Raw genomic sequence first — 13,877 nt, 5'->3', positions numbered from 1 at the left:
GACCATTAATCCAGCTTCAGACATATCCAGTGTTCGAAGTATGCACATGGTTGCTACCTGCTTTTTAAATTTATAAAACAGTATTAAAACGAATCAGATTAGAGTAAAATCCATAAACACAGACAATAAACCTATGATATGCCCAAATTGAGATGTATTGCTATTTTAATTAAAAAAATATATGAAACTTACGAAATGTTTATAGGGTCATTTCGCGAATTTAGTCACATAATAGCAGTGAGTATTAAATGGCGTGCTTACTCTACGAGAACCATAATGTTTAACACTCCAATCTGGTAATTGAGGAACGATTAGAGGATTTAATTCAATTAACTGTAAATCAAGGCCAGATTGTTAGGGGGAGTTTCATAAATGAAAATTGGGGAAATTGTTAAGGATTCTATTAGATATCCGTTTTCACATTGGAAGAGTTTTCTAATTTTAGGGATTATCACAACTTTAGCCGCTTCGAGATCTATTTCACAGTTATTTGGATTGAATACTGGGCTTGCTCTTTTTTTAGGCATGTTAGGCATGTTTGGACTGTTATTTGGAATATTGATAGAGGGTTACGAAATCAGAATTTTAAAGTCATCACAAGCTGGCTTTACTGAACTTCCTGACTTTGATGATTGGTTTGATATGATCATAAACGGTATCAAGGCGATTCTTGTCCGTATTATATATTTTATTCCATTATTTTTAATTATAGTCGTGAGCGCAATCTCTTTAGGTCTTTCTTCTGGCTTTTTAAGATTTAATACCCTTACGACATTTCTTGTGGTTTTATCCATGGTTGTATTATTGTATTTTTTGATAGTTTACCCAATATTATTAATGGCTTTATCAAATATGGCATTTTACGGTAAACTGGAGTCTGCATTTGAATTTCGTCAAATAATTAATAAAATTTCCAGTATTGGATGGAAGAATTTTATATTATGGTACATAGTTACTGGAATTATCTGTTTAATCATAATTTTCATTGGTGCTTTAATTGAGGCACTTTTCGTTTTAATCCAGCTTAAAATAGTGGGTGTGCTTCTGGTTTCTTTAATTGTCATCCCCTACCTAATCATTTACCTTTTCAGATCAACTGCGTTATTTTATCTATCTGATGATCCTGGGTTTTTAGAATGCCAAAACTGCGGAGGATATTACCAATTACAAGCTGGAGAATCCCCTGAAGATTTCGAAAAATGCCAGTGCGGGGGTACTCTAAAACATACCACACACATGCCATCTGATACGCAATCAGAGGGCTCAAACTTTGATGTACGCAGTTTTATAAAAAGAAAAAAGACTTTAATCCTGGTTGGAGTATTGGCTCTTATTATCATAGCAATACCTGTTATATTGCTCCAGAACACACCCCATAATTTTGTAACCACTGAAAAAACTTTAATAGGGTCTTATGATGCAAGTCAATTAGATTCATCAAGCACATTAGGTACATTTGTTGCTATACCACCCGGAACAACAAAGACTACAGTAGAATACAATTTATCATGGACACCAGCATTTGCAGGTGTTAACGGTATGATAATAACGGGATATAACACCAATGTAACTTCTCATTGGGGTGCCCCGGATAATAGGAATATAATTTACACGGAAGGAGTTACCTTCCATGATAATGACCAGGCCGATAAAAACGGAATTTTAACCATAGATAATTCCGCCATCAAGAGTATTGTAATTTCAGGAAATGGAGTTAAAGGCACAGTCAATGTTTATGCCTATAAAACAAAACTGGCAGTTTAGGAGTGTTAAATGACTTATAATTTATTTCAGCGCAGTTTAAGAATAACTTTACCATATTAAAAATAGCCCTGAATGTGAATCCGCTTAAAAAGAAGGTGATAAAATTTTTAATAAAAAATATATTTTAAATTTAGTTATAATAATTTTAGTAATAATTGGAGTAGTTTTATCAGTTTATGCATTTAATAAACCCGTAAATAACACCACTCTCCAAAATGAATCCCTAAACCAAAATGTTTCAAATTCTAGTAGCAATCTCACGAATAACAGTGTTGCATCTGACACTCCAAGTTCTAACGCTAATCAAGTGAATTCTGCCACAAAAACCAGATCCTCTACTAATCAGGATAAAGATTCTGAAGTATCTGACGATAGCAGCGCATCTACCAGCACTGAAACTTCAAGTCAAACAGATGATGAAATAGATCAAGAATATCAAAAAAGGAAAGCAATGGAACTGGCAAAAATCCAGGGTTTGCTGAGGAGTACATTAAAGAGCATTATGGTAATCAATACACATAAAAAAAGTTAGTTCCAGGAATATAGTGAATATTTTCCGGTAGGGGAGTCTTTGGTTGATAAATTTAGGTAAACCTTTTTCAGTTTTCAGGGTCAGCTAAGAAGTAATGCCTCCTTACCATAAATTTTAACTTGTTCCCCCCTCATATGCTCCAGGATTTCCGGGGATTTATTAATTGAGTGTTGTGAGAACTTTCACATCTATGACTGGTGGCCTTGTAGAACCCACCCTCATCTGGTACCCAACCAATGAAATTATTCAGTTCACGGTAGGAGTACTGAATAATCCCAGTACTCATATGGTCACCATTAGATTGATTTTTTGAAAATAAAGCATCATCATTTTTCCTCAATACTTCTTACATGCATCAGGAGTAGTACCTAGGATTTCTGTTTGATTTTTTGGAGTAATTCATTAAATGAGTTCATTTCCAATATCCCATTTTCTTCCCAGTATCTGCGATCCGCTACCAATACTTCAGCACCGTAGGTGACTTTAATTTTGTTCGCCTGGAATGTTTCTTCAAGTCCTTTATCAGATGTAATAGGTTTTTCACCAGTTAAAAAAGGATATATTTCATAAGCTACTTTATTTGCTGACTTTAAAGCATTTTCATGATTAACGAGCGTTCCTGGAAGTGTTCCAAATGTATCCAATGTTGATACTACTTTTACTCCTGTTGCGTTGAGCACTACCCTCAAATATCCATGTACTTCTTCTAAACCCGATCCTGCAGTTGTTGACACTGTTACTCCTGGTTTCCCTGCAAGTCTTAGTGTATGGTACCAATGGGCTAACCGATCCAGAAAAGTTTTCATTTGTCCTGATACTTGCATAGCATAAACTGGAGATCCCCAAATAATTAGATTAGATTCCAGCATTTTTTTCTTCAAAACCCCCATATCATCACGTTCATCGAGCGGACAGAATCCAGAACTCATACAAGACCAACAGCCTTTACATGACATTATATTCACATCTTCTGCCGTGAATAGGTCATATTTTAAATTTCCATCAATATCTTGAAGTTTGTCTAACATCATTTTTGTCAAAGTGTAAGTATTTGATTTGTTCTTTAAGGGACTGCCTATAAATCCAAATATTCTCATTATCTTTACTCTCCTTTATCGTAATTGGAATACAAGATATTCAATAAGTTTTTATCAAATTGTTTCTTCTCATGACCCAGTACTTTAAAAAATTCCTTGTTAGTATTTTCAACAATTATTAAAGCTTTGTTTAAAGTTGTGGATCCTTTTGGAGTAATGTAAAGATACTTAGCCCTTGAATCCTTCCCTTCACTCGTTCTTCCAATGAATCCCTTACCTTCTAATGTTCTAATAATTTTTGAAGTTACCATGGCATTTGTCTGAGTAAAATTCGCTAATTTAATTTGTGTAATTGGGTCGCCCTGTTTTTCAAGCCAGGCCACCCCAGATAATAAAGCAAAATGACTGTGAGTTAGATCAACATCTTTAAGATTTTTATTGATTTCACGTTGCCATAAATAAGTAATTTTCCAAAATAAAATTCCTGTCATTTCTTCAGGCGATTCTAACCATTTATAAAAGTTATTTTCCATTTTTAATTCACCAAAATATTTTTAAAGTTAGTTTTCCACTAACTTTTAAACCAATCCATTTGGTTGTAACCAGTATTTATCATATATAATGGTTATTATATATAATAATTATTATATACTATGATTATTAAATTATTGAAGAAAAAGATAATCGAAACCTTTTTTTTGAAGCATAATGTGATTTCAGGACCAATTTCCAGTTTAAAATTTGTTTATATCTCCGCAAATTGATTAAAAGTAATATGAAAATTTAATTTAAAAATAATTCAAAAAAAATAACTCCTCACTTTCCTTGAGTTCATTTAACTCCTTCTTCTTTGAAACTTCAGCACATAATCCCCTTTTTTGACTTTATAATTCACGGAACTTGTCAAGTGAATATTTTCCTGCCCGGGATTCTTTGAATTATAGGTGTTCTATATTTCAATAGATTATTCTAAGTTCATCAGGGTCAACTAGATGTATGCTTCATAAAAAACGTTTTTTTAAGTTTTTGATTTATATGTGTCTCTGATTTCCCCTGGCAATTCGGGAATAATTTGTGTGAACCATAATGGTTTTACGTTATTTAACAAAACAAGTTATGATATTTAAGTTACTTACTAACTATTTACTCCCGGCAATTTGTCTGCCAAAGCAGTATTCTCCAGTTTCAGAACTATTAGAGCAGATAATATTCCTATTAACGCACCAAAGGCAACATCTAAAGGATAATGAACACCAACGTATATCCGGGAAAACCCTACAACTCCTGCAAAAGCTAATAACGGATAAATCAAACCATAACTTTTTCCTCTGAAATTAAATTTGTATTTCAGCCCTATTACCACAGCAGCTGCAAATGATGATGCAGTGTGGCCAGAAGGGAAAGAATAAGATCCATTTTCATAAACTAAAAGATCAACATTAGGCAGAGTCAGGAAAGGTCTAGGTTCAGCTATTATAAATTTCAATGAATAGACGATAGCATTACTAACAAATAGAGCAACCAATCCTAGTACAGCTACCTTCTTCCCTTTCACACCACCGAAGACAAATAACAACCCGCAAATAACAACCCAAGCTATGATACTTCCAAAATTAGTGATTAATGGCATTATAAAATCAAATACAATGTTATCCATCCCACCATTAATCATGTAGAAAAGATTTACATTTTGATTGAGTATTCCAGCTAATAAAACGTCATGCATGAGATATACTCCAATTATTGATTATTTGATAATCAAACCATATTCTAAATCGGTTTTTTGTTAAATTTCTGTGGATTATATCCACCTAACTGTCTTTATAATTCCTGGAAATTATCATGAACCTAAAATTATCATGAAAACTGAACTAACCCTGAACCTAAAATTTATCTGGGATCCTGAACTTAAACACGGGATCTGAAAATTATCCTGGAAACAATCCAGTAACATGAAATTTATCCCTAGAATAGACTCACTCCAAGTTGTCACAGTCATTATCCGATTGGTAGGAAGATCCGGATTAAAATTCCTTTAAATATCTCTGTTTAATTTCATCAAATTCTTCCTGACTGAGAGCCCCAATATCCAGTAGTTCTTTAGCCTCTTTTAATTTCTCCCCCAAACTTTGTTCAGGGGGTTTTTCTTGAGTTTTAATCTCCTGAATATGAGAATTCAACTCATCCACAAACTGTTTTAACAGGTCTCTCTCAGCAACGTTTATACTAATTTTTTTAGAAATTGTGGAAGTTTCAATGTATAATTTGGGCCACCTGGACAGAGTAAACCCTTTATCGTAACGAACACTTAATATATCAGTGTATTTAATTAATTCACTATTTGAATCATTTGAAAATGGATTGTTGCTTCTTAATTTAATGCAAACTCCTTTATCTTTTAATATAACAGTCCCGTATTTCGAATTATCATTACAGGGCAAGCTAGTAGTTTGTTCTTTGGGTTCAGTCATTTTTCTTCCCTAGATAATTGTGAAGTTACTCGAATTTGTGAGTTATTGAATAATTCTTGCAATTTTCTATTATTAAAATTTTGGAAGATTAAAGAAAATAGGAATTATAAATGATCAAATCATTAGGTTGTGATTAGTTGATTATTCAAATTTATTTATTATATCCTCATTTTTTTTAGAAAAATAAGATAGTAATTGAGAAAAAAATGTAAAATATAATTTTACAGCTTCCTTAGAGTTTTACAGTTCCCCTAAATTGGGAATAATACTAAGATTGTTCTCAATCATGGGAAATGATCCCTAAATTATCCTTAAAAAAACAATGGCCTGTTAAATCCTGAAAAAACAATGGCCTGTTAAAAAAATTAAATCAATGAGAATACAATTTTTTGGGTTTTTTAATTAAACGATTTTTAAGGTTGTGTTTAGCTATTATATCCTGTTTTTCTTGAGTTTCTTTAGTGTTAACAAAGGTTTTGGTATTATTTAAGCTACCTTTAGATTTGTAACGGCCAGTGTACACTGATTTGACATAACGTTTCTCATCATCACTCATTAACAATCCCCCCTCTGTTATTATAATATCTCTTCAAGTTAGTTATATTTGTTCCGAATATTTTCTAAAAGTCTTCATTTAACTATTTTCCCCCAGGAACTGGTATCCAAGAACTCGTTCCCCATAAATACTCCCCTATTTTATGGAAACAGTTTTTTAAGACGGAAACAGTTTTTTCCACCCACCAGTTCCTTTTTAGTACTCCACATAAGATTATCCTTTTTCCAGGCATTATTCTCCATTAATTACCATAGGTCTGGGAGTTGTTTATGTACATCTGACTGACATAGTTCATGGCTGTTTCATTACCGGTTTTGAAGTTCTCGTTTAACAATCCAGCATTATACATGTCCTGTAATTGAGTAGCGTTTCTTAATTCAAAGGCCCTGTATGGATTGGTGAAATATGGGGATAGTAATCCGGTGAATGTGTATATGTAGGCTGGGATTATTCCATAGGTTTTTGTTAATATCTGGAAGTACAATGGGAACCCTTCTCCTGGAGTTATCACTGGATTTCCCTGCCTCACTGTTCCCTTGAAGAACATGGGGAGTGGACCCTCTTGCCCGTGTGCTTCTGCAAGTTGGTTGACGTGAGCCATCATGTCATCATAGCTAGTGTAAACATGTCCATCAGACATGTACCAGTACCTATCATCTGGAACACCAAATAATGCAATTTTAAATGAGTCTAAAAAGTTTACCTGACTCATATTAATGGAACCCATACCCTGCCTGTCAATAAAAGCTACTTCAATTATATACACGTTTCCTTCCTGATAACTACGATAATTGGAACCACCATAAAGTTGCAGGACCATTGCACATTTAGATCCAGTTGCTTCTGCTTCCTGAGCTAGAAGAACTGAGTGAGGATGGCCAGGATACATATCCGGATTTAACAATTTAACAAATGCTAATCTTCCCATGGGCTCTATGGGACCATTTGAAACCACAACGTAAGAGTAACCAACAATAACAACCAGAATGGCTATCGCAACTAAAGACCATCTCATTTTTTCACCATAAAAATAAATTAACTTTAAACTTATTTTCTAAAATTCAAATTCCTACAATTAAAATAGCATAATACCTTTATTTACATTTTAAAGTGTTAAAAATTGTATTAATGAACTTATAAGCCATATTATAATTCATCAAATTAAATTATTTCAATTTTTCACTAGGATTTATACTATAACCACTATACATTGCTTAAAAACCATAAACGCCTTTTTTTGTAAAACTCACAATTGAAACCTGAGTAAATTTTCAGTTTAATTATACATAACAATAGATATAAATATATTTAAGTAATTATTCCCGATTTACACCCAATTGTTTAAAATTAATTACTGTATTCAAGTTTCTTATTCCCCCAATACTGACATTTCCAACCCAACACTGACATTTCTAATAAAATAAACCAAAGGATTTCTAAATGAACAAGAAAAAATATTTTAGACAGATTATCCCACCTTAAAATATATGTTGCCAAAGATTAGTTCCATTGGATTAGTGATCCTTATTTTTAGTGTTGTGGCTGTTTCAGGATGCCTCTCAAATGATCCACTGGATAATGTATATAAAACCGAATCTACTGGTATAAAACATTTTGAGAGTGAAGGCATATCTTTTAATTCTTCTATCAATTGGTCTTTTTATAAAATGGAAAATGAAACATCAGGGGATTACTTGTTTTCCATAAGTAAAGGAACCGATGAAAATATGGACTTTATTCATTTCTACGAAGGTGCCTATAATCGTACTTTATCCGAATACATTAGTTCGGAAAAGAAGGAAATTCCACTCAGGAACTGGACCATAACATCCGAAAAAGAACTTACTGTAGATGGTCTTCCAGCGTATCAAATTTCAGCACTTAATCAAGAAAATAATCCACTGATAAAAACATGGTTAATTAAAGATGGAACCATGTACACGATTTATGCTGTCCCGGGTTCCGGTAAAAATCTTACCAGCATTGAAAAAGATCTTGAAATTGTAACCAGCACTTTCCATGTACTATGAATTGATTATTACCTTTCTTTCAAGGTTAAAAATGGTTGATTGAACTGGGATGATTTTAAAAAAAGATATTAACCCATATATTAATATGATTCTCCTTAATGATTCTTATCACTCTTTTTAGGCCCCATATCTCTTTTTAAGCCACTAAATATGAGATTTGAAACAACTCTCAAATGAAGAGATACCCTACGATTTTCATTTTATACTTCTTTTAAATTCCAGCCCAAAAAACCATTAACGAATATATAAAAAATCTAATACTAATGTTGATTAGAAAATACGGTGATTAGATTATATCATCATCTTAAAACATACTAATATCGTAAATAGATGATATGGTGCATAAAAATGGATACAACACCAAAAACCAACAAAAAATGCTGAAACAGGAATGATAGCTCTAGTTACCCTCATTCTGGTAGCTGCAGTTGCAAACCTGAATTTATCCGTGGCTAACGTGGCACTTCCTTCCATAGGTTTTGCTTTTAATGCTTCACAGGTTCAGATTAATCTGGTGGCAGTAGGTTACTCCCTGGGCCTGGCTGCTTCAGTTTTATGGTTCGGTGCCTTGGGTGATCACCACGGCCGAAAACTGATGCTAATAATAGGTACCCTGCTGGCCATACCATCATCTTTAATTGCTGGTTTTGCACCATCTGTTGAGATCCTGATTGCTGCCCGTATCCTTGGAGGTTTAGCTGCAGGAATGGCTTATCCAACAACTTTAGCACTCATAGCTGCTTTGTGGTCCGGAACAAAAAGAACAAAATCCATCGCCTTATGGTCGGCTATAGGTGCTGCCATTGCCGCCCTTGGACCTTTACTCTCCGGATATTTATTAACATTTGCTGATTGGGGTTCTGTATTTCGAATTACACTACCCCTCGCTGTGGTAGCCCTGATCATGGCGATTAAGTTCATTCCAAATCACATTAACGAGACAAAGGCCCGTGTTGATAATGTTGGAGGAATACTGTCTCTTGTTGTTCTGGGAACATTGATTCTGGCCATTAACTTCGCCCCAGTACCTAACTCCGGAAGTCTGATACTTAGTTTCCTAATCATCGCTGCTGCTTCAGGAATCTTATTTATAAAACGCCAGCTCAGTGTAGAAAATCCCCTCTATGATCTTAAAGTTGCTAGGCGCAGCATCTTCTGGGTAGCAGCAAGTGCGGGGATAATAGTTTTCGGGGCTTTAATGGGTGCTATGTACATTGGTCAGCAGTTTTTACAGAACGTTCTGGGCTATTCCACTCTGGATTCTGGACTTGCGATTTTACCGGCAGCATTGCTCATGATCATTGTAGCACCACAATCTGCCAAACTGGTTGAGTCCCGTGGATCCAGATTTACACTCCTTGCCGGTTATGTGTTCTGTTTACTGGGATTTTTGACCATGCTAATTTTATGGCAGGATCACATCCCCTACTGGAAAGTGGGGTTGGCTTATGCTTTTGTTGGAATTGGGGTGGGATTAGCCGGAACTCCGGCTTCCCATTCCCTCACTGGTTCTGTTCCCGTGAAAAGGGTGGGTATGGCCTCGGGAACCGCAGACCTGCAGCGTGATTTTGGTGGTGCAATAATGACTTCCATATTTGGAGCGCTACTTACAGCCGGTTATGCCCGATCAATTGCCTCACAAATTGACAATTTACCCGCCTCTGCCCAAGAGCAAATAACCACCAGCATAGAAGTGACACTTCAAAAATCATTCTCCAGTGCTGCAGCCCTGGCACAGCAGAATCCACAATATTCCAGCCAGATCATCACTGCTGCAAAATATTCATTTTTAGCAGGAGATCACTGGGCCTACTTTGCAGGGATGATTGCCATCCTAATTGGAGCGGCCATAGTATTCTTCAAGTTTCCAAAAAAAGAGGAAGAGGAAAAATTACTCACCCAGTACCAGGAAGCTGACACTGAAAACTAAAATAAACATAACTCTAATCCAATTACATTATTTCCATAACTTTAATCCAATTAAATTCTTTCTTTGTAATTCAACTCGTTAAAAGTAATCCTAAATACAGTTCCATTAGAGCTTTCAACCCGTATATCCCCATCTAATTGTTCAGTTAAACTTTTGACTAACTGAAGACCGAGTGTTTTTGGGTTTTGAATATCAATATTCTCAGGTAAGCCTATTCCATTATCTGCAACTGTGAGCTCCATTTGTTCCGGGAGGGATTTTAGTTGGATGGATACTGTTCCTTCACCTTGGGGAAAGGCGTATTTTACACTGTTGGTCACCAGCTCATTGATGATGAGCCCCAATGGTATGGCAGTGTCAATACTTAAATTAACATCCTCAATATCTATGTCTGATCCAATATCTCCGGTGGTGATCTCGTAGGAATAGAAGATACCAGAAACAAGCCTCTCCAAATACTCTTTGAAGTTGATGTTGGAGAAATTGGATGATTGATATAATTTCTCGTGGATCATGGCCATGCTCTTCACTCGACCCTGACTATCCTTCAAAACACCTATAGTTTCATCCAAATCCTCATACTGTATCTGCAGATTCAGTAAACTGGAGAGAATCTGCATATTATTCTTAACACGATGATGGATTTCCCGGAGCAGTACCTCTTTTTCTTCCAAAGATTTTTTTATTTTTTCTTCTGCCTTTTTACGAGAGGTAATATCTTCAAATACCGTTGCAAATGTTCCTTTTGATGGTGAAAAGACTGATATGTTAAAGTGTTTATCCATTGGTTCAAAGTAGGTTTCAAAGTGAGCTGGATTTCCTGTTTCAGCCACTTCTGAGTAAACTTCAACATAGGGTGCTTTTCCAGCTCCATAAATCTCTGATGCTTTTTTCCCCAGGATTTCTTTCTTTTTAATTCCCAAGATTTTTTCATATGCATTGTTGACATCTATTATTTCATAATCTACTGGAATATTTGCATCATCATAAAGTACTTCATGAACAGCTAATCCTTCGTTCATGGAAGAATAAAGTTTCCTGTAACGTTTTTCACTATTAATAAGACATTGTTCTGTCTCTTTTCTTTCAGTGATATCTCGGACAGTGATAAGAATAACTTCATCCCCTCCAATTTCAATTAATTCTGAATTTAGGAGGGCATGATAAATCCTTTCGCCTTTTCTTTTAAGTGTAACTTCATAATCCCGAACCTTACCCGATTCTTGTAATTCTTCTAATAAAAGTTCATAGTCTTCAGGTGTGACAAAGGAAGTTTTAAAATTTGTATTTTTCAATTCTTCAGGAGCATAGCCAGTTATATCCTGCATAACTTTATTGACGTCAAGAATTTTACCATTTAAACTGGTAATACCAATTCCCACCGGAACGCTGCTAAATAAATGACTGTATTTTTGTTCACTATCTAAAAGGGCTTTTTCTGACTTTTTACGTTCACTTATGTCTCTTATGATTGATGTGAAGTATATTTTTTCATCTGCTTCCCATTTGGTCAGGGACATTTCAAGGGGAAATTCATGGCCCTCCTTATTAAGTCCAAATGTTTCTATGGTTCGTCCTGCTAGACGGTGTTCTCCTGTTGACTGGTATTTTTTAATACCTTTCATGAAATTTTCCCGGTATCTTTCTGGCATTAACAGGGTAATTTCTCTGTTTTTTAATTCATCCTCAGAATAACCGAACATTTCAAGCAGGCTTTTGTTGAAATATAAAATTTTACCAGGGGCATCCGTGGTTATTATTCCATCGACATTGTATTCAGCCAAAGCACGGATACGTAGAACGTTTTTTTCCAGTTTTTTTTGGATGCTTTTAAGATCTGTAATGTCTGTGGCCGATGCTAGCCACTTTTGGGTACCGGAAAGAGCAGTAACTGCGATATACGCCACCCTTTGTTCTCCATTTTTTTTAATAAAAACTGTTTCATATTTCTGGGGTGCATAGTCAGGATCTTTTATTCTCTGCTGGTGATACTCCATCATCTTTTTCCGGTAGTCTGGATGGGCAATTTGCATCCATTTCATTTTACCTTCCACCTCTTCACGGGAATAACCACTGAGTCGTTCCCATTCAGAGTTAAACATGAGGATGGTGCCATCGTTTGTGAAAGTCAAAAGAGCAATTCCACTATTTTCAAATATGGCCCTGTAACTCCTTTCACTCTCTTTCAATGCTTCTTCTGCCAGCTTACGACTAGTTACGTCCCTTGCAATACCCTGAATTAGATGGTTTCCCCCGGGAAAGCTGAGTAGAGAACTCTTGGTTTCTACATAAATCGAACTACCGTCTTTTTTCTGGAGCTTATACTCAGAGACTTCCTTTTGATAACCAATATTTTTGATCTGGTTAATGTTCTTGAATGCTTGTGGGATTTGTTGGGGAGATAACAGGGAAGCAAAACTCAAGTTTTCCAGTTCATCTTTCCTGTAACCGAGCATCGAAAGAGCAACAGGGTTGGCATCAACAAAATTCCCCTGGAAATCATGGATGTAGATTGCATCAATGGATTTATCAAAGATTGATTTATATCGTTCTTCACTTTCAAGTAATGCCATTTCAGTCTTTTTACGTTCGGTGATATCCAGAAGAGAGGATACACTCTTTTTAGTGCCGGGTATCATGTCAACATCTAAATGGATGTTTTTAATATTACCCTGCTTATCAATGAACCTGAAATCATAATTTACTGAGGCAGAAGCAGGATCATTCCTGCGAAGACGATGATATTCTTCCATTTTTTCAAGATCATCCTTCACCACAAAATCAGTCCAGCTTTTTTTACCCTCTAATTCTTCCCTGGTGTAGCCACTGAGCTTTTCAAATTTTGCATTGACCAGTGAAATAGTTGTATCTTCCTCGAGGATAACTGTTGCAGTTCCAGTGTGCTCAAAAATTGTTCTGTAATATGCTTCTGACTCTTTAAATTCTCTTTCCATCTGATTTTTGTAAATTGCCAGGTCAATAGCATATTTAAGTCCACTTACATCATAGGGCTTGATTATGTACCCCTGTGGTTCTGTGAACTTGGCTCTTTCAATTGTATTTTCTTCAGAATGAGCAGTTAAATAGATGAGAGGTATATTAAAGTCTTTAATCATAGCTGCAGCTTCGACTCCATCAATATCGCCCTTTAAAACTATGTCCATCAAAATAAGATCGGGCATGATTTCTAAAGCTTTCTCTACCGCTTCTTCACCACTGGTAGCAACATAAGGAACTTCATAACCAAAGGATTCCAATGTATGCTTAATATCCATGGCTTCTATGCTTTCATCTTCTACCAGAAGAATTTTCTCATCCACCATTGGAATGACCCATAATATAATATATAATTAATACTATTTGTGTGTATGGAAACAAAAAATACTCTTAAAAATGCACTCTCAAATTAAAAAACACTTTATTTTACCGATCACTCCTCATCCATTGAGATAAATAGTTTGTTTAAGAATTTACTGCAGGAATAAGAGATATTTTACGTAGATATGTTATTTAATTAATCTTATTTTTCACATATAATTATCCAAATTTGAGTGCAA

General features: G+C 35.2%; 13 protein-coding genes. 4 read left to right on the top strand and 9 right to left on the bottom strand.

Annotated features, from left to right (window positions below; genetic code table 11):
* Positions 1-372 precede the first annotated feature (372 nt).
* Both A994_RS12170 and A994_RS12165 read left to right on the top strand, forming a co-directional pair.
* Entirely contained in the window at positions 373-1,764 is a 1,392-nt protein-coding gene (locus A994_RS12170; protein ID WP_048204267.1) for a DUF4013 domain-containing protein, read from the top strand.
* Between the two features lie 307 nt (positions 1,765-2,071).
* Complete coding sequence (locus A994_RS12165; RefSeq protein WP_004031958.1) at positions 2,072-2,296, top strand: hypothetical protein; 225 nt, start codon at positions 2,072-2,074, stop codon at positions 2,294-2,296.
* 130 nt (positions 2,297-2,426) lie between these two features.
* On the opposite strand, the gene A994_RS13310 is transcribed toward A994_RS12165, so the two are convergent.
* From A994_RS13310 to A994_RS13580, 8 genes are all read right to left on the bottom strand, one after another.
* Complete coding sequence (locus A994_RS13310; protein WP_157787280.1) at positions 2,427-2,582, bottom strand: hypothetical protein; 156 nt, start codon at positions 2,580-2,582, stop codon at positions 2,427-2,429.
* Between the two features lie 82 nt (positions 2,583-2,664).
* Complete coding sequence (locus A994_RS12160) at positions 2,665-3,393, bottom strand: flavodoxin family protein (RefSeq protein WP_004031957.1); 729 nt, start codon at positions 3,391-3,393, stop codon at positions 2,665-2,667.
* 5 nt (positions 3,394-3,398) lie between these two features.
* Entirely contained in the window at positions 3,399-3,866 is a 468-nt protein-coding gene (locus tag A994_RS12155) for a MarR family winged helix-turn-helix transcriptional regulator (protein ID WP_004031956.1), read from the bottom strand.
* A gap of 602 nt (positions 3,867-4,468) precedes the next feature.
* Positions 4,469-5,059: a phosphatase PAP2 family protein gene (locus tag A994_RS12150; RefSeq protein WP_004031955.1), complete on the bottom strand. Its 591-nt coding sequence runs from the start codon at positions 5,057-5,059 to the stop codon at positions 4,469-4,471.
* Between the two features lie 298 nt (positions 5,060-5,357).
* A complete protein-coding gene (locus A994_RS12145) occupies positions 5,358-5,774 on the bottom strand; it encodes an SHOCT domain-containing protein (protein ID WP_237739749.1) in 417 nt (138 codons plus the stop codon).
* Between the two features lie 400 nt (positions 5,775-6,174).
* On the bottom strand, positions 6,175-6,360 hold the full coding sequence (locus A994_RS12140; protein ID WP_004031953.1) for a hypothetical protein: 186 nt from the start codon (positions 6,358-6,360) through the stop codon (positions 6,175-6,177).
* A gap of 241 nt (positions 6,361-6,601) precedes the next feature.
* On the bottom strand, positions 6,602-7,375 hold the full coding sequence (locus A994_RS12135; protein ID WP_004031952.1) for a hypothetical protein: 774 nt from the start codon (positions 7,373-7,375) through the stop codon (positions 6,602-6,604).
* A gap of 453 nt (positions 7,376-7,828) precedes the next feature.
* The gene (locus tag A994_RS13580; RefSeq protein ID WP_237739753.1) at positions 7,829-8,011 is read right to left on the bottom strand and encodes a hypothetical protein; all 183 of its coding nucleotides are present in this window, start codon (positions 8,009-8,011) and stop codon (positions 7,829-7,831) included.
* Here A994_RS13580 and A994_RS12130 point away from each other — a divergent pair.
* Positions 7,932-8,390: a PsbP-related protein gene (locus A994_RS12130; protein WP_237739751.1), complete on the top strand. Its 459-nt coding sequence runs from the start codon at positions 7,932-7,934 to the stop codon at positions 8,388-8,390. The two genes, A994_RS13580 and A994_RS12130, sit on opposite strands and share 80 nt — an antisense overlap.
* A 391-nt stretch (positions 8,391-8,781) precedes the next feature.
* Complete coding sequence (locus A994_RS12125; protein WP_004031949.1) at positions 8,782-10,320, top strand: MFS transporter; 1,539 nt, start codon at positions 8,782-8,784, stop codon at positions 10,318-10,320.
* Positions 10,321-10,370: 50 nt separating this feature from the next.
* On the opposite strand, the gene A994_RS12120 is transcribed toward A994_RS12125, so the two are convergent.
* Positions 10,371-13,643, bottom strand: coding sequence for a PAS domain S-box protein (locus tag A994_RS12120; protein WP_004031948.1), 3,273 nt, complete (start codon positions 13,641-13,643; stop codon positions 10,371-10,373).
* Positions 13,644-13,877 lie beyond the last annotated feature (234 nt).

This window comes from Methanobacterium formicicum DSM 3637 (assembly GCF_000302455.1).
GTDB classification, from domain to species: Archaea; Methanobacteriota; Methanobacteria; order Methanobacteriales; family Methanobacteriaceae; genus Methanobacterium; species Methanobacterium formicicum_A.
This window is presented reverse-complemented; position numbering and strand designations above follow the sequence as displayed.